This is a genomic window from Streptomyces sp. NPDC058335, assembly GCF_042723915.1.
Lineage (GTDB): Bacteria > Actinomycetota > Actinomycetes > Streptomycetales > Streptomycetaceae > Streptomyces.
On record NZ_JBHXHX010000033.1, the window covers coordinates 30,275 to 54,330 of the forward strand.

Annotated in this window: 22 protein-coding genes; 11 read left to right on the top strand and 11 right to left on the bottom strand. The window is 72.0% G+C overall.

All coding sequences use genetic code 11. The features are described 5' to 3' along the window. Positions 1-39: 39 nt before the first annotated feature. On the top strand, positions 40-1,395 hold the full coding sequence (locus ACFWJX_RS38870; protein WP_383251557.1) for an MFS transporter: 1,356 nt from the start codon (positions 40-42) through the stop codon (positions 1,393-1,395). Here the strand turns inward: ACFWJX_RS38870 and ACFWJX_RS38875 are convergent. From ACFWJX_RS38875 to ACFWJX_RS38900, 6 genes are all read right to left on the bottom strand, one after another. Further along, a complete protein-coding gene (locus tag ACFWJX_RS38875; protein WP_383251560.1) occupies positions 1,385-2,485 on the bottom strand; it encodes a calcium:proton antiporter in 1,101 nt (366 codons plus the stop codon). The two genes, ACFWJX_RS38870 and ACFWJX_RS38875, sit on opposite strands and share 11 nt — an antisense overlap. A gap of 119 nt (positions 2,486-2,604) precedes the next feature. Beyond that, on the bottom strand, positions 2,605-3,621 hold the full coding sequence (locus ACFWJX_RS38880; protein ID WP_383251562.1) for a TerC family protein: 1,017 nt from the start codon (positions 3,619-3,621) through the stop codon (positions 2,605-2,607). Positions 3,622-3,921: 300 nt separating this feature from the next. Then, on the bottom strand, positions 3,922-5,946 hold the full coding sequence (locus ACFWJX_RS38885; RefSeq protein WP_383251564.1) for a TerD family protein: 2,025 nt from the start codon (positions 5,944-5,946) through the stop codon (positions 3,922-3,924). 58 nt (positions 5,947-6,004) lie between these two features. Then, positions 6,005-6,583 (bottom strand): TerD family protein, encoded by a 579-nt coding sequence (locus tag ACFWJX_RS38890; RefSeq protein WP_383251566.1) that lies wholly within the window; start codon positions 6,581-6,583, stop codon positions 6,005-6,007. Between the two features lie 153 nt (positions 6,584-6,736). Beyond that, complete coding sequence (gene uvrB / locus ACFWJX_RS38895; protein ID WP_383251567.1) at positions 6,737-8,884, bottom strand: excinuclease ABC subunit UvrB; 2,148 nt, start codon at positions 8,882-8,884, stop codon at positions 6,737-6,739. A gap of 40 nt (positions 8,885-8,924) precedes the next feature. Further along, complete coding sequence (locus ACFWJX_RS38900) at positions 8,925-9,791, bottom strand: MHYT domain-containing protein (protein WP_383251569.1); 867 nt, start codon at positions 9,789-9,791, stop codon at positions 8,925-8,927. A gap of 275 nt (positions 9,792-10,066) precedes the next feature. On the opposite strand from ACFWJX_RS38900, the gene ACFWJX_RS38905 reads away from it, so the two are divergent. From ACFWJX_RS38905 to ACFWJX_RS38915, 3 genes are all read left to right on the top strand, one after another. Further along, a complete protein-coding gene (locus ACFWJX_RS38905) occupies positions 10,067-10,939 on the top strand; it encodes a glycerophosphodiester phosphodiesterase (RefSeq protein ID WP_383251571.1) in 873 nt (290 codons plus the stop codon). Between the two features lie 51 nt (positions 10,940-10,990). Continuing rightward, positions 10,991-11,545 carry a methylated-DNA--[protein]-cysteine S-methyltransferase gene (locus ACFWJX_RS38910; protein ID WP_383251573.1) on the top strand — a complete coding sequence of 185 codons (555 nt, stop codon included), beginning with the start codon at positions 10,991-10,993 and terminating at the stop codon, positions 11,543-11,545. Between the two features lie 132 nt (positions 11,546-11,677). After that, the gene (locus ACFWJX_RS38915; protein ID WP_383251575.1) at positions 11,678-12,979 is read left to right on the top strand and encodes an MFS transporter; all 1,302 of its coding nucleotides are present in this window, start codon (positions 11,678-11,680) and stop codon (positions 12,977-12,979) included. Between the two features lie 55 nt (positions 12,980-13,034). Here ACFWJX_RS38915 and ACFWJX_RS38920 read toward each other — a convergent pair whose 3' ends face one another. Beyond that, entirely contained in the window at positions 13,035-13,463 is a 429-nt protein-coding gene (locus tag ACFWJX_RS38920) for a VOC family protein (RefSeq protein ID WP_383251577.1), read from the bottom strand. Positions 13,464-13,565: 102 nt separating this feature from the next. On the opposite strand from ACFWJX_RS38920, the gene ACFWJX_RS38925 reads away from it, so the two are divergent. From ACFWJX_RS38925 to ACFWJX_RS38935, 3 genes are all read left to right on the top strand, one after another. Then, positions 13,566-14,471 carry a pseudouridine-5'-phosphate glycosidase gene (locus ACFWJX_RS38925; protein WP_383251596.1) on the top strand — a complete coding sequence of 302 codons (906 nt, stop codon included), beginning with the start codon at positions 13,566-13,568 and terminating at the stop codon, positions 14,469-14,471. An 86-nt stretch (positions 14,472-14,557) separates the two neighbouring features. After that, positions 14,558-15,475 carry a carbohydrate kinase family protein gene (locus tag ACFWJX_RS38930; RefSeq protein WP_383251598.1) on the top strand — a complete coding sequence of 306 codons (918 nt, stop codon included), beginning with the start codon at positions 14,558-14,560 and terminating at the stop codon, positions 15,473-15,475. A 348-nt stretch (positions 15,476-15,823) separates the two neighbouring features. Beyond that, the gene (locus ACFWJX_RS38935) at positions 15,824-16,951 is read left to right on the top strand and encodes a magnesium and cobalt transport protein CorA (protein WP_383251579.1); all 1,128 of its coding nucleotides are present in this window, start codon (positions 15,824-15,826) and stop codon (positions 16,949-16,951) included. Between the two features lie 24 nt (positions 16,952-16,975). On the opposite strand, the gene ACFWJX_RS38940 is transcribed toward ACFWJX_RS38935, so the two are convergent. The 3 genes from ACFWJX_RS38940 to ACFWJX_RS38950 all read right to left on the bottom strand — a co-directional run bounded on the left by ACFWJX_RS38940 (position 16,976) and on the right by ACFWJX_RS38950 (position 18,729). Then, entirely contained in the window at positions 16,976-17,410 is a 435-nt protein-coding gene (locus tag ACFWJX_RS38940; protein ID WP_383251581.1) for a CBS domain-containing protein, read from the bottom strand. A 179-nt stretch (positions 17,411-17,589) separates the two neighbouring features. Then, the gene (locus ACFWJX_RS38945; protein ID WP_383251583.1) at positions 17,590-18,003 is read right to left on the bottom strand and encodes a PPOX class F420-dependent oxidoreductase; all 414 of its coding nucleotides are present in this window, start codon (positions 18,001-18,003) and stop codon (positions 17,590-17,592) included. A gap of 84 nt (positions 18,004-18,087) precedes the next feature. Next, the gene (locus ACFWJX_RS38950) at positions 18,088-18,729 is read right to left on the bottom strand and encodes a uridine kinase (protein ID WP_383251585.1); all 642 of its coding nucleotides are present in this window, start codon (positions 18,727-18,729) and stop codon (positions 18,088-18,090) included. A gap of 165 nt (positions 18,730-18,894) precedes the next feature. Between ACFWJX_RS38950 and ACFWJX_RS38955 the strand changes: the two genes are divergently transcribed. From ACFWJX_RS38955 to ACFWJX_RS38965, 3 genes are all read left to right on the top strand, one after another. Next, entirely contained in the window at positions 18,895-19,596 is a 702-nt protein-coding gene (locus ACFWJX_RS38955) for a DUF2293 domain-containing protein (protein ID WP_383251587.1), read from the top strand. 150 nt (positions 19,597-19,746) lie between these two features. Beyond that, the gene (locus tag ACFWJX_RS38960) at positions 19,747-20,226 is read left to right on the top strand and encodes a DUF1772 domain-containing protein (protein WP_383251589.1); all 480 of its coding nucleotides are present in this window, start codon (positions 19,747-19,749) and stop codon (positions 20,224-20,226) included. Positions 20,227-20,355: 129 nt separating this feature from the next. Continuing rightward, positions 20,356-21,843 (top strand): glutamate synthase subunit beta, encoded by a 1,488-nt coding sequence (locus tag ACFWJX_RS38965; protein WP_383251590.1) that lies wholly within the window; start codon positions 20,356-20,358, stop codon positions 21,841-21,843. A 76-nt stretch (positions 21,844-21,919) separates the two neighbouring features. Here the strand turns inward: ACFWJX_RS38965 and ACFWJX_RS38970 are convergent, their stop codons facing one another. Further along, positions 21,920-22,450 (bottom strand): carboxymuconolactone decarboxylase family protein, encoded by a 531-nt coding sequence (locus tag ACFWJX_RS38970; RefSeq protein WP_383251591.1) that lies wholly within the window; start codon positions 22,448-22,450, stop codon positions 21,920-21,922. A gap of 47 nt (positions 22,451-22,497) precedes the next feature. Between ACFWJX_RS38970 and ACFWJX_RS38975 the strand changes: the two genes are divergently transcribed. Continuing rightward, entirely contained in the window at positions 22,498-23,913 is a 1,416-nt protein-coding gene (locus ACFWJX_RS38975; protein ID WP_383251592.1) for a PLP-dependent aminotransferase family protein, read from the top strand. Positions 23,914-24,056: the final 143 nt, after the last annotated feature.

Genomic DNA, 24,056 nt, shown 5'->3' on the forward strand with positions numbered 1-24,056 from the left:
CCCCCGTAACTCCCCGTCACGGTGGGTAGTTGACGCGGCATGCACGACGTACGCACCGTAAGCACCACAAAGGCGCCCTCCATGCCGCGGCTCGCGGCCGCCTCGCTCGCCGGGACGGCCATCGAGTTCTACGACTTCTTCGTCTACGGGACGGCCGCGGCGCTCGTCCTGGGGCCGCTGTTCTTTCCGACGTTCTCGCCGCTGGCGGGAACACTGGCGGCCTTCGCGACGTTCGGCGTGGGCTTCGTGGCCCGGCCGCTGGGGTCGGTGCTCTTCGGTCATGTCGGGGACCGGCGCGGACGCCGGCCGGTCCTCGTCGTCTCCCTGCTGCTGACGGGCGCCTCGACGGTCGCGGTCGGGTGCGTGCCGACGTACGGCTCGATCGGGGTGGCGGCTCCCGTGCTGCTGCTCGTGCTGCGGTTCCTGCAGGGGCTGGGGCTCGGCGGGGAATGGGGCGGCGCGGTGCTGCTCACAGCGGAACACGCGCCCGCCGAGCGTCGCGGGCTGTGGTCGAGCTTCCCGCAGGTCGGGCCGGCGGTGGGTTTCCTGCTCGCCAACGGGGTGGTGCTGGCGCTGTCCGCGACACTGACCGAGGCACAGTTCACGCAGTGGGGCTGGCGGGTGCCCTTCTGGGCGGCGGGGGTGCTGGCGGTGCTCGGGCTGTGGCTGAGGTCGTCGCTGCCCGAGAGCCCGCGGTTCCTGGAGATCGAGGCCCCCGCGCGCGTGCCGCTCGTCGAGGTGGTCCGCTCCCACTGGCGGCTCGTCCTGCTGACCGCCGGCGGACTCGCCGTCGGGTACGCGATCTTCTACGCCGTGACGACCTGGTCGCTGGCCTACGCGACGGACCGGCTCGGGGTGAGCCGTACCGTCATGCTGATCTGCATCATGGCCGCGGTGGTGGTGAAGGGGGCGCTGACGCCCGTGGCGGCGCTGCTCGGCGACCGTTACGGGCGGCGGCCGTTGTGCCTCGCCGGCTGCGCCGCCGCCGCGCTGTGGATGTTCCCCCTGGTCGCGCTCCTGGGCACGGGCGAGCCGCTGCCGATGTTCCTGGGCTTCCTCGGTGCCATGCTCGCGTTCGTCACCATGTTCGCCGTCATCGCCGCCTACCTGCCGGAGCTGTACGAGCCGAGGATCCGCTGCACGGGCGCGGCGGTCGGCTACAACCTCGGCGGGGTCCTCGGCGGCGCGCTCACCCCCCTCGCGGCGACGGCACTCGCCGAGCACTCGGGGCGCGTCCCCTGGGGTGTGGGCGCGTATCTGACGGGCATCGCGCTGCTCAGCCTCGGCTGCTTCGCCCTGCTGCCGGAGACACGACCGGCGCCGGCGGCGCGGACGGCTCCGGAAGCCGCCCCCGGCCCGGGTCCGGGGGCCGGTGGCCTGGCCGCTACGGATTGATCGCCAGCTCCAGATACGCCGCGAACAACACCAGATGCACGCCGCCCTGGAGCGGTGTGGCCCTCCCCGGTACGACGGTCAGGGAACTGACGACGACGGTGAGCGCGAGCAGCACCATGTGGGTGGGGCCCAGGCCGAGGACGAGCGGGCCGGAGAGCCAGAGGGAGGCCAGGGCGACGGCGGGGATGGTCAGGCCGATACTGGCCATCGCGGAGCCGAGCGCGAGGTTGAGGCTGGTCTGCACCCGGTCGCGGCGGGCGGAACGCAGCGCGGCGATGGTCTCGGGGAGCAGCACGAGCAGTGCGATGACCACCCCGACCACGGCGTGGTGGAGCCCGGCGGCCGCCACGCCGTCCTCGATCGTGGGCGAGACCCCTTTGGCCAGCCCCACCACGCCGATCAGGGCCAGTCCGAGCAGGCTCAGACTGATCACCGCGGTCCGCGACGACGGCACGGCGGCGTGGTCGTCCCCGGTGATCACGTCTCCCTGCCGGGTGATCGGCAGGAAGTAGTCGCGGTGCCGGACGGTCTGGGTCGCCACGAACAGGCCGTAGAGGACCAGTGAGGACAGGGCGGCGAAGGTGAGCTGGACGCTGGAGAACTCCGGTCCCGGTTTGCTGGTGGTGAAGGTCGGCAGGACCAGGCTGAGGGTGGCCAGGGTCGCGACGGTCGCCAGGGCGGCGCCGGTGCCCTCGGGGTTGAAGATCGCCGTGCCGTGGCGCAGGGAGGCGACCAGGAGGCACAGGCCGACGATGCCGTTGCAGGTGATCATCACGGCCGCGAAGACCGTGTCCCTGGCGAGGGTCGAGCCCTTGTCGCCGCCGTCCGCCATCAGCGTGACGATCAGCGCGACCTCGATGATCGTCACGGCCACCGCGAGCACCAGGGAGCCGAAGGGTTCGCCGACGCGGTGGGCGACGACCTCGGCATGGTGCACGGCCGCCAGGACGGCTCCGGCGAGGACGACCGTGACCACGGCGACGACCACCGGGGCGAGGTCACGGCCCCAGGTCAGGATCAGCAGGACGACGGCGAGCGCGGGCACGAGGGACGTCCAGCGGGTCGTGAGCGACCTGAGCCGAGCGATCATGCAGCGATCGTCGCAGAGCGGTACGGCCCGCGCATTTTGGTCTGCGCAGGCCACCGGGAGCGGTGCCCGGCGAATCGCCGCGCACCGCTCCCGGGTGGTCGTCCCTACGTCGTCCGTGGTCAGACGTCGATGCTGTCCTTCGGGGAGTCCTCGCTTCCGGTCCCCGCCTTCTCGGCCCCCGCCTGCTCGGCCGCCGCCTGCTTCTTCGAGGCCCACAGGCTGGTGATCGTGGTGACGATCAGGACGGAGCAGATGACGCCGAGCGAGACCGGGATGCTGATCTCGGGGACGTGGACCCCGGACTCGTGCAGCGCGTGCAGTACCAGCTTCACGCCGATGAAGCCGAGGATGATCGACAGGCCGTAGCTGAGGTGGACCAGCTTCCGCAGCAGGCCGCCGATGAGGAAGTACAGCTGCCTGAGGCCCATCAGTGCGAACGCGTTGGCCGTGAACACGATGTACGGGTCCTGCGTCAGGCCGAAGATCGCGGGGATCGAGTCGAGGGCGAAGAGCACGTCGGTGGAGCCGATCGCGAGCATCACGACCAGCATCGGGGTCATGACCCGCTTGCCGTTCTGCTCGATCCACAACTTGGTGCCGTGGTAGCGGTCGGCGACACCGAACCTGCGCTCGGCGGCCTTGAGCAGCTTGTTCTCCTCGAACTCCTCGTCCTCCTGGTCGGCCCGTGCCTCCTGGATGAGCTTCCAGGCGGTCCAGATCAGGAAGGCGCCGAACAGGTAGAACACCCAGGAGAAGCTGGCGAGGATCGCGGCGCCCGCGGCGATGAAGATCGCCCGCAGGACCAGGGCTATGAGTACGCCGACGAGCAGGACCCGCTGCTGGTACTGCGAGGGGACGGCGAACTTCGCCATGATCAGGACGAAGACGAAGAGGTTGTCGACACTGAGCGACTTCTCGGTGATGAAGCCCGCGAAGAACTCTCCGGCGGGCTCGCCCCCGCTGAAGAGGAACAGGCCGAGCCCGAACAGGCCGGCCAGGGCGATCCAGACGACGGTCCAGATTCCGGCTTCCTTGATCGACACGTCATGCGGCTTGCGGCCGATGAAGAAGTCGATCGCGATGAGGGCACTCAGGCCCACGATGGTCAGGACCCACAGGGTCAGGGAAACATCCACTGCTGCGCCTCCGGCAGTACGTAACGGCAGGTGATCAGCGTCGTCGCGCTGCCGGAGGTCTCTTCCACCCCGGGTCCCGGCGCACAGCATGCGCACGGGGCCGCACGGGCCGACGCCCCGGGATCAGGCCTGATCCGTATTGACGGGTACGCCGCAGCAGACAGGGAGTACTCCCCTCCGTGGGGAAAACAGTACCCAATTACCAAGGAAAGGTAAAGTGATCGACAAAAGAAACATCAAGTTGCCTGGTCAGAGGCCCTTTACGGTTACTTGGCGAACGCGGGAAGCGGATCAGTCCCGTCACAGGCGGCGGGCCTCGGCGACCTGCGCGAGGACCTGCTGGAGCACCTGGCTGCCGGGCGGCAGGAGGGCCGGTTCGTACGTCCAGGCATGCCCGACCCAGGGATCGGCGAGGTGGTCGTCCGGCACCGGAGTGAGACGCATCAGCCCGCGCCACAGCGGGTCCAGCAACGGACCGTAACCGGCGGCGTCCTCGCGGTCGGCGACCATCATCAGGTGGACACCGACGGACGGCCCCTCGTCCGCGAGGTAGCGGAGCCGGGTCACGGCACGGTCGTCGAAGCCGTGCGGGAAGTCGTTGACGACCAGGAGCTGCTGGGCCGTGTCGAAGTCGGGCGGGAGCGAGTCGGCGGCACCGCCGCGCACCGCCATCTGCACCAGGTCGACGTGCTCGGTGAGCCGGGTCAGGATGTCGGCCACACCGGCCGCGCCCACGGCGGGCGGCGCCGCGAGCACGCCGCTCTGCACCAGCGGGGCGAACGCCCGCGCACCCGAACCGGCGGGGTCGACGACATGCACCGTGAACTCGTCGGCCGGATGGATCGCCAGCAGCCGGGCCGTGTGTGCCACGGCCGAGTCCAGCGCGAGTCGGCGCAGCTCGTGCGAGTCGAGGAACGAGCCGTCGGGCGCCCCGGTCCGCCCGCTGTCGATCCACAGACCGCGCTCCAGTGGGAGGCGGATGAGCATGGGGACGCGCAGCCGGTCGCTCTCGGGCAGATGGAGGTCGCCCAGGCGCAGGGCCATGGGCATCTCCATGGGGACGCGGTAGGCGTGCCAGGCCGGGTTGTCCCAGCGCGCGTAGGCCGGGGGCAGCGCCGGCTCGACGACCTCGGCCTCGGCGGCGAGCTGGGCGAGGTCCCGGTCCAGGACCTGTCGGGCCTGGTCGACGAGCTGGGCGTGCTTGGCGCGAGCGGACTCGCGGGCTGCGTCACCCTGGCCGCCGATCCGGCTGCGCGGGTCGGAGAGGACCTCGTCGAGCTCCCTCTCCATCCGTGTGTCGGCGAAGTCGACGGCGCTGCGGTAGGCGGCCGTGCTGCGGGCCAGGTCCTCGAACATGCCCCAGACCTGGTTGTACAGCCGCTCCTCCATGGACCAGCCGGTGGCGTCGCCGGCGACCGGCTGAGCCGGCCGGCCTGGCTCGGCCGGGGGCGCGGCGGGCGGGGGCGGCGGGGCGGTGTTCCGCCGGCGCGGGTGGCTGTAGTCGACGGGGCCGCCGGTACCGGACGCTGCGGGGGTCCCCGGCTGGGTGGTGGCCGAGGGGTCCGCAGGCCCCGTCGGGTAGCTCGCCATGGCGTCGGCCGCACTCTGCGGGGCCTGGTTGCCCTGGGGGCCCGAGTACGGGTCGGGGGCGCCCTGGGTGCCCTGTCCGCCGTACGGGGACGCGCCCTGGTCGGGGCCGAGAGCGGAGGCGGCCGCCTGCCGGGACCGGTCGCCGTCGGCTGTACGCGACGGTGGCGCCGGCACGGAGCGGGCCAGTCCCCGGGCCACGGCCTCGTTGATACCGGACGCGAGCTGATGGGCCTGCGCCAGGCCCTGGTCGGTGAGGAGGTCGGCGAGGCCGCCCGCGTACCCCTGGCCGACCGCGCGGACCTTCCAGGCGCCCTGGCGCCGGTACAGCTCCAGGGCGACGACGGCCGACTCGGGGCCGAGGCCGGTGAGGGTGAAGCCGGCCACCTCGGAGCCGTCGAGGCCGGTGACGGCGACGACGGGGGCCGCGAGGGAGCCGAAGTCGGCCGGTCCGCCCACACCGGTGGGCAGGGCCAGCAGGACACTGACGCGGTGCACGGTCTCCGCGACCGCGTCCAGGTCCACCGCGAGGCGGTGGTCGGCGGCCGCCTGCCGCGAGACCTCGACACCGGGCAGGGTGGGTGCGCCCGGGTGGGCGACCCACTCCACGCCGTGGATCCTGCCGCTCTCGTCGCTGAGGGTGGCGGCCGCCACGACCGGGGCGCCTGCCGAGACCCTGATCTCTAGGCGGGCTTCGGAGAGCGGGTGGTTCTGGCCCCGCACCAGCTCGGCCGTCATCGCCTGTGGTCCCCCTGCGTCGCGTGTCGTGTTGTCGTGTGCCGCCCGCCCGGCCCGGTTACAGCGCGGGCAGGATCGCCGGCATCAGGTCCTGGAAGGTGCGGCCGTTGGCCGGGGCGCCGAGGGCGGTCATGTTCCAGCCGGTGCCCACCCGGTGCACCTTGGCCATGATCTGTGCCGTGTAGGCGCCGCCGCCCGCGAGCGTGTAGCGCGCCAGCTCCTGGCCGTTGGTCTCGTCGACCAGGCGGCAGAACGCGTTCTGCACCTCCTGGAAGGTCTGGCCGGTGAAGGAGTTCACCGTGAAGACGATCTGGTCGATGTGGACCGGGACGCGGGACAGGTCGACGAGGATCGCCTCGTCGTCGCCGCCCTGGCCGACGCCGCCGACCAGGTTGTCGCCGGTGTGACGGACGGAGCCGTCGTCGCTCACCAGGTGGCGGAAGAAGACGACGTCGACCGGCTGCTTGTCCGCGAAGAGAACCGCGGAGGCGTCGAGGTCGATCTCCCGGGTGCGGGAGCCGAACAGGCCGCGCCGGGGGGCAGCCTGCCAGCCGAGACCCATGCGCACCGCGGTCAGGCTGCCTCCGTCGGCCTTCTGCAGACTGATGGCCTGACCCTTGGTCATGTTGACGGTCACGCGCTGATTCCCCTCTCGGACTGTCCCCTGTTGCCGCGGTCCCCGCGGTTGACGAAAACCCTACGCAACGGCACTGACAGTGCCGTACCCAGGACCGCACTTTGTGTCGTTCTTGCAACACAGGGCGTACGGCAGCCCGGCCCGCCCGGTCCGTCAGGCCAGGCCCGCCTCCTTCATCTGACGCAGTTCCTTCTTCATCTCGGAGACCTCGTCGCGCAGTCGGGCCGCGACCTCGAACTGAAGGTCCGCGGCGGCCGCCCGCATCCGCGCCGTCATCTCCTCGATCTGCTCGGCGAGTTCGGCCGCGGGACGGTCGGTCGGAACCGTCTCCTTGGCCTTCCCCTTCGCGGCTCTGGCCGCTGTCCCACCCTTGGCCGCCTTGCCGCCGAGGGAGGGCACCGGCGCCTTGGTGCCACCGCCGTCCTTCTTCGCGCGGTAGCCGGACCCCAGCAGCTGCTCGGTGTCGACCTCCTCGCGCGCGATCTGCGCGACGATGTCGTTGATCTTCTTGCGGAGCGGCTGCGGGTCGATGCCGTGCGCCGTGTTGTAGGCGATCTGCTTCTCGCGGCGGCGGTTCGTCTCCTCGATGGCCCGCTCCATGCCCGGGGTGATCTTGTCGGCGTACATGTGGACCTGACCGGAGACGTTGCGCGCGGCACGGCCGATGGTCTGGATCAGCGAGGTACCCGAGCGCAGGAAGCCCTCCTTGTCGGCGTCGAGGATCGCCACCAGGGACACCTCGGGCAGGTCGAGACCCTCTCGCAGGAGGTTGATGCCGACCAGTACGTCGAACTCGCCGGCCCGCAGTTCGCGCAGCAGCTCGATGCGGCGCAGTGTGTCGACGTCGCTGTGCAGATAGCGCACCTGGATGCCGAGTTCCAGGAAGTAGTCGGTGAGGTCCTCGGACATCTTCTTGGTGAGCGTGGTGACCAGGACGCGCTCGTCCTTCTCGACGCGCGTGCGGATCTCGTGCACCAGGTCGTCGATCTGGCCCTCGGTGGGCTTGACGACGATCTCGGGGTCGATGAGGCCGGTGGGGCGGATGATCTGCTCGACGACGCCGTCCCCGCGGGAGAGTTCGTACTTGCCTGGCGTCGCCGACAGGTAGACGGTCTGCCCGATGCGCTTCTGGAACTCCTCCCACTTCAGCGGGCGGTTGTCGAGGGCGGACGGCAGCCGGAAGCCGTGGTCGACGAGGGTGCGTTTGCGGGAGGCGTCACCCTCGTACATGGCACCGATCTGCGGAACCGTGACGTGGGACTCGTCGATGACGAGCAGGAAGTCGTCGGGGAAGTAGTCGATCAGGGTGTTCGGCGGGGAGCCGGGCAGGCGGCCGTCGAAGTGCATCGAGTAGTTCTCCACGCCCGAGCAGCTGCCGATCTGGCGGAGCATCTCGAGGTCGTACGTGGTGCGCATGCGCAGGCGCTGGGCCTCGAGGAGCTTGCCCTGCTTCTCGAGTTCGGCGAGGCGCTCGCCCAGCTCCTTCTCGATGTCGTTGACGGCGCGCTCCAGGCGCTCCGGGCCGGCCACGTAGTGGGTGGCGGGGAAGACGTACAGGTGCTCGTCGTCGCTGATGATCTCGCCGGTGAGCGGATGGAGGGTGGACAGGGCCTCGATCTCGTCGCCGAACATCTCGATGCGGACGGCCAGCTCCTCGTAGACCGGGAAGATCTCGATGGTGTCGCCGCGGACCCGGAAGGTGCCGCGGGTGAAGGCCGTGTCGTTGCGCGTGTACTGGATGTCCACGAAGCGGCGCAGCAGCTGGTCGCGGTCGATCTCCTCGCCGACCTTGAGGGTGACCATCCGGTCCACGTACTCCTGCGGCGTACCGAGGCCGTAGATGCAGGAGACCGAGGCGACCACGATGACGTCGCGGCGGGTGAGCAGCGAGTTGGTCGCCGAGTGGCGCAGGCGCTCGACCTCCTCGTTGATCGAGGAGTCCTTCTCGATGTAGGTGTCCGACTGCGGGACGTACGCCTCGGGCTGGTAGTAGTCGTAGTACGAGACGAAGTACTCCACCGCGTTGTTCGGCAGGAGCTCGCGGAACTCGTTCGCCAGCTGGGCGGCCAGCGTCTTGTTCGGCGCCATCACGAGCGTGGGGCGCTGGAGCTTCTCGATCATCCACGCGGTCGTGGCGGACTTGCCGGTGCCGGTCGCGCCCAGGAGGACGACGTCCTTCTCACCGGCCTCGACGCGCTTGGCCAGCTCGGCGATGGCCGCCGGCTGGTCACCGCTGGGCTGGTAGGGGCTGACGACCTCGAAGGGCGCCACCGTGCGTTCGATGTGGGAAACGGGCCGCATGCCATCCACCGTACGACCCACCACTGACAATGCGGTCCGATCAGCGGTTCTGCGGGGTCCGGCTCTCGTGGTGGGCCACCTTGCGGCGGGTGCGGAGCCGGGCCCGGTCGGCGGGGTGCGGGGTGTGCGGGTGGGCCGGGACGCCGGGCTTGTGCTCGGCGGGGATCCAGTCGGGCTTGCCCATGACCATGAGCGGGTCGAACATCACCACGACCCCGGCGATGCAGAGGAAGGCGAGCGGGCCGATCAGCATGGGCGCGAGGAGACCGGCGGGCGAGTCGCCCGCGGACGGCGTGCCCGTCGTGTGCAGATCGACGCTGAGGGCGGCCATGCCCGTGTAGTGCATGCCGGTGACGGCCAGGCCCATGACGAGGCTCGCGCCCACGCTCCACAGGAAGCCCCTGACCTGCCCGGCGGCCCACAGGGCGGCGGTGGCGGCGGCCATCGCTATGGCCACGGAGACGCCCACGGTGAGGGTGTTGTACTCGAACTTGCCGTCGAAGCGCATGCCGGCCATGCCCAGGTAGTGCATCGACGCGATCCCGAGGCCGGTGATGGTGCCTCCGGTGAACAGCGCGGTGCCGGCCGCGCCCCTGTAGCCGACGATGAAGATCCCGACGCCCACCATGACGACGGCGACGCCGAGGCTGGCATAGGTCATGGGCTTGTCGTAGTGGATCGGGGCGCCCGCGACCGAGAAGCCCATCATGGCGACGAAGTGCATGGTCCAGATGCCGGAGCCGATCGCGGCCGCGCCCAGGGCGAGCCATCCGGGGCGCCAGGAGTGGGCGACGAGCAGCGCTCTGGTCGTGCAGCGCAGGCCGAGGGCACCGCCGAGGCAGGCCATGAGGTAGGCCACCAGCGGTGTGACGAGTCCGTAGCTGAATCCGTCGACCGTGCCGTGCATGCGCGGTTGCCCTTCCGCCCTGTTGCTGGAATGCCTGGAACGCGCCCCCACCCAGGACCGCGCGAGCGGTCAGGGGTGACGCAGAGTAGTATGACTCGCACCGGAATGGTCGAACGATTTTCCGGCAAAGAAACACGGCCTTGCCCCAATGTGCGGCACCCGTGAAGCGGCCACGGCCGTCAGCCTTCGTCCCGTGGTCCTCCCGCGCGCACTCGATGTCGACACTCTGCTGTCACAGTTGAGCTGTAGGTGATCGGCCGACGCGAGGAGTACGCATGCACGCGCGCACAGTTGCCGCGACGACGACCGCACTGGTGGGCGTCGTCGCCCTCCTGCTCCCCGTCCATGACGCCAGGGCGGGCATTGTGGGGCAGCCCTCCGTGATCGCCCACCGGGGCGCTTCCGCCCAGGCTCCCGAGAACACCCTGGCGGCCGTCGACGCGGCCGCCGACCTGGGCGTTCGCTGGGTGGAGAACGACGTCCAGCGCACCAAGGACGGCACCCTCGTGGTGATCCACGACGACACCCTCAGCCGGACCACGGACGTCGAGGAGGTCTTTCCGGGGCGAGCCCCGTGGAAGGTGAGGGACTTCACCGCGGCCGAGGTGGCACTGCTCGACGCGGGCAGTTGGTTCGGCCCCGCGTACGCGGGCGCGCGCGTGCCGACGCTTGAGGAGTACGTCCGCCGTGTCGAGCATCACGGCCGGAAGCTGCTCCTCGAACTGAAGAATCCCGAGCTGTACCCGGGGATCGAACAGGACACCTTCAAGGTGCTCGCCGACGAGGGGTGGCTGGACGGGGAGCATCTCGCCGGCCGGCTGATCGTGCAGAGCTTCAGCGCCGACAGTCTGCGGGCCGTCCACGCCCTGGAGCCGTCGGTGACGACCGGTCTGCTGGGCAAGCCGGCGGTGCGGGACCTGCCCGGGTACGCCGCCTTCGCCGACCTGATCAATCCCTCGTACGTGTCCCTCTCCCCCGGGTACGTCTCCGCCGTGCACGCGGTCGGGGGACCGCACGGCAGTCCGCTGAGGATCTTCGTCTGGACCGTCGACGACGCCTCCGCGGCCCGGACGATGGCCGGGTACGGCGTCGACGGCATCATCACCAACAAACCCGACGTGGTGGCGCGGGCCCTGTACTGGGACTGACGCCGCGGCCGGGCCCGGGGCGTTGTCAGTGGCGGGTCGTACCGTGGGCGCATGGACAGCCATGGGCAGTACGAGCTGCAGGTCGTGTGGACCGTCGTCGGCACCGGCATCGGTCCGCTGCTGCTGGCCGCGACCCGCGAGGGCCTGGTCAACGTCGTGTTCCACGCCGACGAGGCCGTGCGCGTGAAGGCGCTCGGCCGCCTCACGGACCGGCTGGGCACGGAACCCGTCGAGTCGCCCGACTCCCCCCTGCTGTCCGAGGCGATAGGCCAGGTCCGCGCCTACTTCGCCGGTGAGCGGCGCGACTTCGAGCTGCCCCTGGACTGGTCGCTGATCTCCGGCTTCAACCGTCAGGTCCTGCGCGAGCTGGCCTCCGGCGTCCCGTACGGCGCGGTCGTGGGCTACGGCGATCTCGCCAAGCGCGTGGGCCAGCCCGGTGCCGCGCAGGCGGTGGGCACGGCGATGGGCGCCAATCCGCTGCCGGTCGTCGTGCCCTGCCACCGGGTCGTGGAGAGCGACGGCGGGATCGGCGGCTTCGGTGGCGGCCTGGAGGCCAAGCGCAGGCTGCTCGCCCTGGAGGGGGTCCTGCCCGAGCCGCTGTTCTGAGCGGCCGGGCGGGCATCTGGGCAGGCGGCACGACAGGGGGGAGACTGCGCCGGTGACCACCCACCACCCGCCTCGGCACGACGTGGCCCCCGTCACGCACGCCTACGGCCGCGGCCCGGCCCGGTGTGCGCGGTGACCGCCGTCGAGCGTGCCCCCGTCGCGCCCGTCACCGCCGCAGGGCTTACCGCCCTGCGGCGCCGTACGACCGCCGTGCTGGTCGCGAGCCAGATCCTCGGCGGGCTCGGTGTCACGACGGGCCTCGCGCTGGGCACCGTACTGGCCCAGCGGGTCGGCGGCACCGCGGCGCTGGCCGGTCTCGCGCCCACCGCGACCGTCGCCGGTACGGCCGTGCTGTCGATGCCGATGGCGGCGCTGATGACCGCGCGGGGGCGCCGGCCGGGGCTGGTACTGGGCTACCTGGTGGGGGCGCTGGGGGCCGTCGTCGTGGTGGTGGCCGCGCGGATCGGCAGCTTTCCGCTGCTGCTGGGCGGCATGGCGGCGTTCGGCGCCGCTTCGTCGGCGAACCTTCAGGCACGGTTCGCGGCGGCCGACCTGGCCGAGCCGCAGCGGCGGGCCCAGGCCATCTCGCTCGTCGTGTGGGCGACCACCGTAGGCGCGGTCCTGGGGCCGAACATCGCGGCTCCCGCCGGCCGCAGTGTGTCCGGGCTGGGGATACCGGAGGCGGCGGGACCGTTCCTGTGGGCGGCCGGGACGTTTCTGATATCGGCGGCGGTGGTGGCCGTACTGCTGCGACCCGACCCGCTGCTGACGGCTCGGGCGCTCGCGCCGGAGGACGAGCGGTCCGCCGAGGCGCGTTCGCTGCGCGCCGGGCTGGCCGCCGTCACCGCCTCGCCCCGCGCGCGGCTCGCGCTCGTGACGGTGGCCGTGTCGCACACGGCGATGGTCTCGGTGATGTCGATGACCCCGGTCGACCTCGCTCGTCACGGGGCGGGCATCGATCTGATCGGGCTGGTCATCAGTGGGCACATCGCGGGCATGTACGCGTTCTCGCCGTTGATGGGGCGGCTGGCGGACCGGGTGGGACGGCTGTCCGTGACGGGGCTCGGGGCGGGGCTGCTGGCCTGCGGGCTGTTCCTGGCCGGGACGGCGGGTGGCAGCCACGGGCGCACCGCCGCCGGGCTCTTCGTGCTGGGCCTCGGCTGGTCAGCCGGGCTGGTGGCCGGTTCGGCACTGCTCACGGACGCCGTGCCGCAGTCCGCGCGGGCCGCCGCGCAGGGCCTGTCCGATCTGACGATGAACACGTCGGCGGGCGTCGGCGGTGCGGTCGCCGGGCTGGTCGTCGCCCAGGCGGGCTACGCGTGGCTGAACGCCGCCGCGGCATGCCTGCTCCTCCCCTTGGCCGCGCTGGTCCTGTTCACACGGGGCAGGGCCGAGGCGGGTGCGGACGACGGGATCCGAGCGGAAGGGCCATGACGGGGTGCGGACGACGGGAGCCGAGCGGGGCGGCGCCGGCGTACCGGTGCCCGCCTCAGTCGTAGTGCCGGATCTCGACGACGTTGCCGTCCGGGTCGCGGAAGTAGAGGCTGCGGGTGGCCTCGCCGCGGGCGCCGAAGGAACCGTACGAGACGTCCGAGACGGGGACGGCGTGCTCGGTCAGGCGGGTGTGGAGCGCGTCGAAGGCGGTCCGGGGCAGGGCGAGGCAGATGTGGTTCACGGGATGTCCGGCGCTGTCGGCCGCCCCGGGGAGCATCGTCATGCCCTCCGCCATGGTCAGCGGCATGAGGTCCAGGAGGGTCCCGTCTTCGACCCGGACCGAGGGGAAGGGCTCCTCGCCCGCGGCGAACGCGTCGAGCCGGACGGGTGCGAGGCCGACGATGTTCTCGTAGAAGTCGGCCGCGGCGAGCGGGTCGCGCACCCACAGGACGACGTGGTCCAGGCGAGGCAGGTTGTCGGTCATGCCTTCCAGGCTGGTGTCGTCCCCCACAGGCCGCAAGGGTTTGACCGGGCGTGCCGCCCGCCAGGGATGAGGGAAGACCGACGGACAGGAGGCGGGCACGTGGTGCTGGTGGTGTCGGAAGAGGTACGGGAGGCGGTCGACGCGCGTCGCCCCGTGGTGGCGCTGGAGTCCACGATCATCGCCCACGGGCTGCCGCGCCCGCGCAACCTTCAGGTGGCGCGGGAGCTGGAGACGGTGGTGCGCGAGGAGGGTGCCGTACCGGCGACGATCGCCGTGCTGGACGGGCGTCCCCATGTCGGCCTCGACAACGAGCAGCTGGAACGGATCGCCAACGAGGACGGGATCCGCAAGCTGGGCCACCGCGACCTGCCGCTCGCGGTCGCCTCGGGGGCGAGCGGGGCGACCACGGTGTCGGCGACCGCCCTGCTGGCCGCGCTGGCCGGGGTGCGGGTGTTCGCGACGGGCGGGCTCGGCGGGGTGCACCGGGAGTGGACGGTCACCCAGGACGAGTCGGCCGATCTGGGCCTGCTGGCGCGTACCCGGATCACAGTGGTGTGCGCGGGGGTGAAGTCGATCCTGGACGTGCCTGCGACGCTTCAGCGGCTGGAGACGCTGGGGGTCGCCGTCGCCGGGTACGGCACGGACCGCTTCCCCGGCTTCTACCTGTCCGACTCGGGGCATCCGGTGGACTGGACGCTGGAGAGTCCCGGTCAGGTGGCGGATGTGATGCGGGCTCAGGACACGCTCGGCGTGCCGGAGTCGGCGCTGATCGTCGCCAATCCGGTGCCGGAGGACGAGCAGTTGGATCCCGCGCTGCACGCGCGCGTGCTCGCGGACGCGCTGGAGGCGTGTGCGGCGGAGGGAGTCACGGGCCAGGCCGTCACGCCGTTCCTGCTCGACCACCTTGTCCGCCTCACCGACGGCGCGTCCCTGAGCGCCAACCTGGCGGCGGTGCGCGGCAACGTACGGCTGGCGGGGCGGATCGCCTCGGCGTGGGCCGGGGCGTGACCGGGAGTCCGGACGGGCCGGATCACGGCTCCGACGGCTCGGGGCCGGGTCCGCGCGCCGCAGGCGGGCGGCGACGGGGCGGGGCGCTGCTGGTCGTAGGGGATGTCGTCACGGATGTCGTCGCGCGTCACCGGGGGCCGTTGGCCTCGGGGACGGACACGGCCGCAGTGATCCGGACCCTGCCGGGCGGCGCGGGCGCCAACGTGGCGTGCTGGGCGGCCCACCGGGGGTGTGCGGACGTACGGCTGCTGGGCCGGGTGGGTGCGGAGGCGGCGGCCTGGCACGAACGGGAGCTGGTCGCCGGCGGGGTACGGCCCCTGCTCGTCGTCGATTCCGAGGCGCCGACCGGGACGGTGATCTGTCTGGTCGACACGGGGGCCGCGGCCGAGCGGACGTTCCTCACCGACAGCGGCGCCTCCCTGCGGCTCGGTCCTGACGACTGGTCGGACATGTTGCTCGACGGGGTCGCCCGGCTGCATCTTTCGGGCTATCTGCTGTTCTCCGCGTCGGGGCGCGCGCTGGTGCGGACGGCGTTGGCATCGGCACGCGCGCGTGGGGTGCCGGTGAGCCTGGATCCGGCGTCGGCGGGGTTTCTGGGGGAACTGGGGGCCGACCGGTTCCTTGCCGTGGTGCGGGGCGTGGACGTGCTGCTGCCCAGCCGGGACGAGGCGTGTCTGCTGACCGGGGCCGCCGACGGGGCGGACGCGGCCGCCGAACTCAGCCGCCGCGTGCCGCTGGTGGTGGCGAAACAGGGGGCGGACGGAGCCGTGGTGGCCCAAGGGGGCTCTGTCGTCGCCCGTGTCCCCGCCGTCCCGGCGACACCCCGGGACACCACGGGTGCGGGCGACGCCTTCACGGGCGCGTTCCTCGCCGCCCTGCTCGTGGGCGCCGAGCCCGCGAAGGCCGCGGTCGAGGGGTGCGCGGCGGGCGCACGGGCGGTGGAGCGGGTGGGCGGCAGACCGCCGACGCCCATAGCGGCGGTGGAGACGACTCGCGCTCGGTGACGGCATGGCGGCGTCGGTCGTACGGCGAAGGGGGCCGGGAGGCGGCTGCGGGGTGTCGGCGACGACGGGTGAGGCGAGGAGACGGCCGAAGCCAAGTCGGTGACTGATGCTCGCCGGGAGTGGTGTGGGGCTTCGGTGGCCTGCCCCTATCCCTTTCTCCCCCACGCCGAGATCATCGGTGCCGTCGCGAGGTCCTGCCCGGTTCGGGCCTCTCTCAGGTTTTCCACAGGCGGGAACAAAGCGGAACGTCCCCTTCCCACAGGCTTGCCCCGGGTCTGCGCGAGCCTGGCAGACTGACACGCCAGGGCGTGAGTACACGCACGGGGGGATCCACAGGAGGAGGTCCGGATGACCATGGCGGGGAATCTGCGGAAGGTCACTGGCCTGGGCGGGGTCGGCGGCCTGCGCAGGGTGGCGCGCCTGGCCCGTCGGCGTACGCGGGTCGACCTGAGCCACCCCGCGCGGTCTCCGCTGGGCTCCTCGGTGGTGAACTGCGTGACGTACCGCGAGGGAGCCCGCGCCCCCGTCGGCGGCGATCTGGTCGACACCGTGGAGCTGGTGCGCAAGAGCGGCCACGGTTTCGTCTGGCTCGGTCTCCACGAGCCGACGAACGCGGAGTTCGCGGGCATCGCCGATCTCTTCGACCTGCATCCGCTGGCCGTCGAGGACGCGGTCGAGGCCCATCAGCGCCCGAAGGTGGAGCGGTACGGCGAGACGCTGTTCGCGGTGTTCAAGACCGTCTGTTACGTCGAGCACGAGCAGCTCACGTCGACGAGCGAGGTGGTCGACACCGGCGAGATCATGGTGTTCGTCGGCCAGGACTTCGTCATCACCGTGCGCCATGGGCGGCACGGCTCGCTGGGCCCGCTGCGCGAGGAACTGGAGTCCGACCCCGGCCAGCTCGCCAAGGGACCGTCGTCGGTGCTGCACGCGGTCGCGGACCACGTGGTCGACGAGTACCTCAACGTCATCGACGCCGTCCATGGAGACATCGACCAGGTGGAGACGGACGTCTTCGCGGAGAACGGCGCGCGGGCCGACCCCGGCCGCATCTACCAGCTCAAGCGGGAACTCCTGGAGCTGAAGCGGGCGGTGGTGCCGCTGAGCCGGCCGCTCCAGGATCTCGCGGCCCGGCCGATGCGGGTCGTGGACCCCGAGATACAGGCCTACTTCCGGGACGTCTCCGACCATCTGCTGCGCGCCACGGAACAGATCGCGGCCTTCGACGAACTCCTCAACTCGATCCTCCAGGCGCACCTCGCCCAGGTCACGGTCGCGCAGAACGAGGACATGCGGAAGATCACGGCGTGGGCCGCGATCGTCGCCGTGCCGACGATGATCTGCGGTGTCTACGGCATGAACTTCGACCACATGCCGGAGCTGCACTGGAAGTACGGCTACGGCATGGCCATCGGGCTGATAACCGTCGCCTGCCTGTCCTTGTACCGCGGCTTCCGGCGCAACGGCTGGCTCTGAGGGGGCGGCTGTCGGCGGCCGGTGTCAGGCACGGGCGGTGCCGGTCCGGGCGTAGACACTCTCGGCCCAGGAGGCCATCTGATCGTCGGTCAGGTGCTGGGCGAGGTCGGCCTCGCTGATCATGCCCACCAGGCGCTTGTTCTCGATCACCGGCAGCCGCTTGATCTGGTGGCCCTGCATCTCCTGGAGCACCTCGCTGACATCGGCGTCGGCGTCGACCCAGCGCGGGGTTCCCTTGGCCATCTGACCGGCGGTGACCTTGGCGGGGTCGTGTCCCATGGCCACACAGCCCACGACGATGTCGCGGTCGGTGAGGATGCCGCAGAGCCGTTCGTTCTCGTCACTGATGGGCAGGGCTCCGACGTTGAGCTCGCGCATCAACTGGGCGGCGCGGTCGAGGGTCTCGTGGGCGGGGATCCACTGGGCGCCCCGGTGCATGATCTGTCCGGCGGTGGTCATCGTGTACCTCCCGGTGCGGGACGGTCGGCGCGACGCGGTGTACGCCACTGTCCCGGCGCCCTGCACTCTCGTGTCCCGGCGTCCCATTCTCGCCGGGCCGGTCGCCGACCGCACGTCCGGCAGGCGGCAGGCGGCAGGCGGCAGGCGGCAGCGCACTGTGCACCGGCAGGGTTCAGGGTTCAGGCCGAGAACCCGACGACCTTCCGCGGCACGACGCGGATGATCAGGCGTACCTCGTCGTCCTTCTCGGCCGGCGGGTCGATGCCGAGGTACTTGTGGGACAGCTCGTGCGGGAGGCGCTTGTCGTCGTCGGGGAGGATCTCGGCGGTGCCGCGGATCTCGACGGAGGTGTAGGGGTTGGCGAGGTCGAAGACCGAGAGGCTGATGCGGGGGTCGCGGCGGAGGTTGCGCACCTTCTGCCGTCCGTCGGTGGAGGAGAACAGGACGGTGTCGCCCTCGCGTTTGATCCAGACCACCGAGTTCTGGGGAGCCCCGTCGGGGCCGAGGGTGGCGACGGAGGCGAAGTTCCTGCCGTCGAGGAGGGTGCGGACCGAGGCGTCGAAGGAGACGGGGGCGCTGGAGGAGATCGTCATGGCAGCACCCTAATTGCATGCACGTGCATTGAATAGTGGTTTACGGCAACACCGGCTCGCGGACGGTCGTGGATCAGCGGCACCTCACCCGTTCCACGCCGGATGCCGGGGATCGTCCGCGCGGACCAGGACGTCGGCCGCGGCCGCCGGATCGGTCTCCTGGTCGTAGCGCTCGAAGGCGGGCAGGGTCCACCGGTCGGCCTCGGGGGTGCGGCGGCGCAGGGCGGGCGGTGAGAGGAGGACGTGGACGGTCAGGTCGAAGGGGAACCAGTGACGCAGCAGGAGGGGTCCGTGCAGCAACAGGAGGCCACGGGGCGGGAGTTGGACGTAAGGGCTGCGGGTGGCGCGGTCGGTCGCCGGGTCCCACAGGTCGGGCAGGATGCGTCCGTCGCCACCGGGTTCGAGGGGGCCGAACACCTCCCGCCACAGGGCACCGGTGTCGAACCAGCCGTCGTAGTAGGCCTCGACGTCGTGGCGGCCGTACTCCAGGCGGACGGAGGCGGGGCGCAGGAAGCCCTGGGTGTCGACGACGCGGGAGGGGCGGCCGCGTATCCGCAGCGCCTCGCCGACGCGTTCGGCGAGGTCTCCCGGGCGGGCCGCCGGGGCGCCGTCGAAGGCGATGCGCGGCCAGGGGCTGCCGTCCTCCGGCTTCAGGTCGAGCAGGCGGTCGGCGAGGAGGTCGCCGAGCCGTTCCCAGGTGATCGCTTCGAGTCGCACACGGCCCATGATGCGACAGATACCGGTCCGGACGCGTCGCGCTCGAGGGCGGCGGGCAGGGCGGGCGGCGCGCAGCTGCGGGAGGCCTGGCGAGGCCCGCCGTGTGCGCCGACACGTGCCGGAGGTGCGACCCGCGTTGTCGTACGCCGAGCTGGGAGGGGGAATGCAGCCGGTATGCAGGTCGTCTCAACTCCGCCGGCTCGTATCGGGCTTGTCGCGATCCAGCCGTCGCGGCGACGGCACTGCGCCGGGTGCCGGCGGGGACCGCTGCCGATGCTCGTCGTCGAGGACCGGGCGCCGTACTGCCTCCGCTGCGCGGACCTGGGGCATCTGGTGTTCCTGCCGCGCGGTGACACGGCGCTCACCCGCCGGGCGCGCGAGGAGAGCACGCTCTCCGTGGTCGTCGTCCGGTTCGACCGGCGCAAAGGACGCTACGAACGGCAGGGTGTCCTCGTCGAGGAGGCGGGGCTGGCGCGGGCGGAGGCGCGCTGCCTGGCGGACGCCGAGGCGCGCCGACGGCGCCGGGTGCGGGACGCCCGGCGGCGGACGGCACAGGACGCTCGGTTCGCGGAGGCGTTCGCGGCGGAGATCCTCAGGCTGTTTCCCGGCTGCCCGCGGGACCGGGCCGACGAGATCGCCGCTCACGCGTCGGCGCGGGGCAGCGGGCGGGTGGGGCGCAGTGCCGCCGGGCGGGCGTTGTCCGAGGGGGCGGTCGTCTCGGCGGTCGTGGCGTCCGTACGGCATCTGGACACCTCGTACGACGGGTTGCTGATGGGCGGAGTGCCGCGACGGCAGGCGCGGCAGCGGATCGCGGCGGGCGTGGAGACGGTGCTGCGGGAGTGGGGGTGGGAGGCGGGCATCGGCGCCGGTCGCTGAGGTGGGGAGGCTGGGCGGTCCCCCGTCCCTGGACGTTCGCGTATGCGTCCGAGGCTTTCGGCGATGGTGGCCGTTCCCGCAGGCGACTTGACTGGTGGGGACGGACGGACAGAAGGCGGGCGGATGCCCGGCCGGGTGTGGGAGGACGACATGATCGAGGGACCGTACTTCGTGCTGACGGTGCTCGGGGCGCTCGGGACCGGGCTGGTGGCGGGGGTCTTCTGCGGGTTCTCGACCTTCGTGATGAGGGGGCTGTCCTCGCTGCCGCCCGCGCAGGGTGTCGCCGCGATGAGGGCGATCAACGTGGCGGCGGTGACGCCGGCGTTCATGCTCCTGTTCGTCGGCTCGGCGGTGCTGTGTGCGGTGATCGCGGTGGTGACGTTCGTGCGATGGCCTGACGAAGGGGCGGTCGAGTTGCTGCTGGGCAGCGCGCTGTATCTGTTCGGTTCGTTCGGGGTGACCATGTTCGCGAACGTGCCCCGCAACGACGCGCTGCTCGAGCACGCCCCGGGCACCGCGGAAGCGGCCGCCCACTGGCCGGCGTACGTGCGCGAGTGGACGGCCTGGAACCACGTCCGCACGGTCGCCTCGACCGCCGCCGCGCTCTCCTATCTGCTGGCTCTGACGTGACGGCCGGGCATGCGCACAGCAAGCGCCGTCCGGCGCTCTGCGCTGGGCGTGGAGGGGACGTATCGTGGCCGGAAGAGTGCCGCCCGATGACGCACGGCCCCGTCGCACGCGCACGCAAGGAAGACGGCCATGGCCGATCCCAAGGGATTCATGACCACGCCCCGCCAGGACTGGCCGCGTCGGCCGTCCGGGGAGCGGGCCCGCGACTGGGACGAGGTGTACGTCCCCGGCGCGCTGCTCCCCATCATCAGTGAACAGGCCGACCGCTGCATGGACTGCGGTGTGCCGTTCTGCCACGACGCCTGCCCGCTCGGCAATCTGATCCCCGAGTGGAACGACCTGGTCTCCCGTGCGGACTGGCGGGCGGCGAGCGACCGGCTGCATGCGACGAACAACTTCCCGGAGTTCACCGGTCTGTTGTGTCCCGCGCCGTGCGAGGCGGGGTGCGTGCTCGCCATCAACCAGCCCGCCGTCACCATCAAGAACGTCGAGGCCGCCATCGCCGACCGGGCCTGGGCGGACGGGCTCACCCCGCCCCGGCCGCCGGACCGGCTGTCCGGGCGGACGGTGGCGGTGATCGGCTCCGGACCCACCGGGCTGGCCGCCGCCCAGCAGTTGACGCGGGCCGGGCACACGGTGGCCGTCTACGAGAAGGACGACCGGATCGGCGGGCTGATGCGGTACGGCATCCCCGCGTTCAAGATGGAGAAGCGCCATCTGGAGCGCCGGATCGAGCAGATGCGGGCGGAGGGCACGAAGTTCCGTACGTCGACCACCATCGGGCGGGACGTCATGGCCGACGATCTGCGGACGCGCTACGACGCCGTGGTGATCGCCACCGGAGCGACCGAGTGGCGTGAACTGCACGTCCCTGGAAGGGAGTTGACCGGCATCCAGCAGGCGATGGAGTATCTGCCGCTGGCCAACCGGGTGTGCGAGGGAGACTTGGAGCGGTCCCCGATGTCCGCCGCCGGCAAGCACGTCGTCATCGTCGGCGGCGGCGACACGGGCGCCGACTGTCTGGGCACGGCGATCCGGGAGGGCGCCGCGTCCGTGACCCAGCTGGACATCTACGCCCAGCCGGGCGTGGAGCGGGACGAGGACACCGATCCCTGGCCGACGTACCCGAAGATCTACCGGTTGTCCGCTGCGCACGAGGAGGCGCGCGACCTCGGCATCGCGCTGGCCGCCGACGCGGACGCGCGCCTGTTCGCGGCGTCCACGCTCCGCTTCACCGGCGACGAGAGCGGGCACGTCCGTGCCATGCACCTCGTCGAGGTCGACGAGAGGCGGCGGCCCGTGGAAGGCACCGCGCGGGCGCTCCCGGCCGACCTCGTGCTGCTCGCCCTCGGCTTCTCCGGGCCCGACCGCGACGACGGGCTCATCGAACAGCTGGGGCTGGCGCTGGAGCCGCGCGGCACCATCGCGCGGGACGCGGGCTTCGCGACGAACGTTCCCGGCGTGTTCGCCGCCGGGGACGCCGCGCGTGGACAGTCGCTGATCGTGTGGGCGATCGCGGAGGGACGGGCGGTCGCCGCGGCCGTCGACCGCCATCTGACGGGAAGCTCACGGCTGCCGGCGCCGATCGGACCGTACGACCGGCCGATGAGCGTGTAGAAGACGCGTAGCCGATGACCGTGTCGCGAGTCGGCGGCCCGGTCGCTTCAGCCACGCTCCTGCGCGCCCGCCCCCTTCAGCGCCGCTCGTCCGTGCCCGCCACCTTCGCCGTGGCCAGGGCGACGCGGTTCCAGGTGTTGATCGCGCAGATGAGGGCCAGCACCTGGGCGAGTTCCCTGTCGTCGAAACGGGCCGCGGCCTCGGCGTAGACGTCGTCCGGAACACCTCCGTCGGCCACCAGCGTGACCGCTTCCGTCAGGGCCAGGGCGGCCTGCTCCTTCTCCGTGTAGAAGTGCCGGGCCTCCCGCCAGACGGCCACCAGGTGCAGGCGGTCCTCGTTCTCGCCGGCCTTGCGCGCGTCGTTGGTGTGCATGTGGAGGCAGTACGCGCAGTGGTTGAGGTGGGAGGCGCGGATCTGGATCAGTTCGACGAGGGCGGGGTCGAGCCCCTCGCGCGCGGCGGCGTCGAAGCCGACGAGCGCGCGGAACGCCTTGGGGGCGGACTTGGCGAAGTCCGCGCGGCTCCTGGCGGCCTCGGCGGCGGCGATCGCGGCGGTGGGCAGGTGAGCGCTCTCGGCCGTCCGGGTGTCGATCATGTTCGTCGTCATGCAGATCAATCTATGAGCCGGAAAGACCCTCTGTATGGTGCATTTCCATGGAGGAATCATGGGTCAATTCGGCTGAGCGGATCGGTGCCGACCTGCATCTGGAGCTGTCGGGGCCGGGCGGGCGGCGGGCCGCGCTGATCGGGGCGCTGCGCGACGCCGTGCGCGGCGGGCGACTGGCTCCGGGCACCCGGCTGCCGCCGTACCGCTCGCTCGCGGCCGATCTCGGAGTCGCGCGCAACACCGTGGCCGACGCCTACGCGGAGTTGGTGGCGGAGGGCTGGCTGACCGCTCGCCAGGGGTCCGGGACGCGGGTCGCCGACCGCATGGAACCCCTGCGACACGCCGTGCGAAGGCCCGTTGAGGCACCTCCACGCGCGCGTGGTCCCCGGCACGACCTCCGGCAGGGCAGCCCGGACGCGTCGTCGTTCCCGCGCGCGGCCTGGCTGGCCTGCTACCGGCGGGCGCTCCAGCAGGCGCCCAACGAGGTGTTCGGGCCCGGCGACCCCGCCGGGCGCCGCGAGTTGCGCGAGGCGCTCACCGAGTACCTGGCACGCGCGCGTGGCGTGCGCACAGAGCCCGACCGCATCGTGATCTGCTCCGGCTTCGCGCACGCGCTGCGGCTGCTGTTCGGCCAGGGCGGGGGCGGGGTGTTGCGCGGCCCGCTGGCGGTGGAGGCGTACGGGCTGGGATTCCACCGGGAGTTGCTGGCCGAGGCGGGCGTACGGACGGTTCCGCTGCCGCTCGACGAGGACGGGCCGCGCGTCGACCTGCTGGGGCGCGAGCGGGGGGTGCTGCTCACGCCCGCGCACCAGTTCCCGACCGGCGGGCCGCTGCACGCGAGCCGCCGGGCCGCCGTGATCGACTGGGCACGCGCGCGGGGCACGGTGGTGCTGGAGGACGACTACGACGGCGAGTTCCGCTACGACCGCAGGCCCGTGGGCGCGCTCCAGGGCCTGGACCCCGAGCGCGTGATCCACCTCGGCTCGGTCAGCAAGAGCCTGTCGCCGGCGCTGCGGCTGGGCTGGATGGTCCTGCCGCAGCGGTACGTCGGCGACGTCCTCGCGGCCAAGGGCGATCGGGAGGCCTGGGCGAGCGTCCCGGACCAGCTGGGCCTGGCCGACTTCATCGTCTCCGGGGCCTACGACCGTCATGTGCGGCGCATGCGGCAGCGCTACCGGGGCCGCCGGGACCGTCTGGTCGCGGCGCTCGCCGAGCACGCGCCGCGGGTCGCGGTCACCGGGGTCGCGGCCGGACTGCACGCGCTGCTGCGGGTGCCGCCGGGCACCGAGCGGGCCACGGTCGAGGCGGCCGTCCGGCAGGGCATCGCGCTGGACGGCCTGGCCGGCTTCCGGCACCCCGAGACGGACATGGAGGCAGGGGACGGTCTCGTCGTGGGGTACGCGACGCCGGCCGAGCACGCGTACGGGGCGGCCCTGGACGCGCTGTGCGGCGTGCTGCCGTAGCCCGCTGGGGACGCCCCGCGCCGCATGTGGTCCCGGTCCTGACCGGCGGCCGCTGGTGTGCCCCCCCGCCCGAGACCCGGACGAGAACCGCCACCCGCCCCCCCACACCCACGACCCGTTGAGGGTCGCCCCCCGGCACCCCC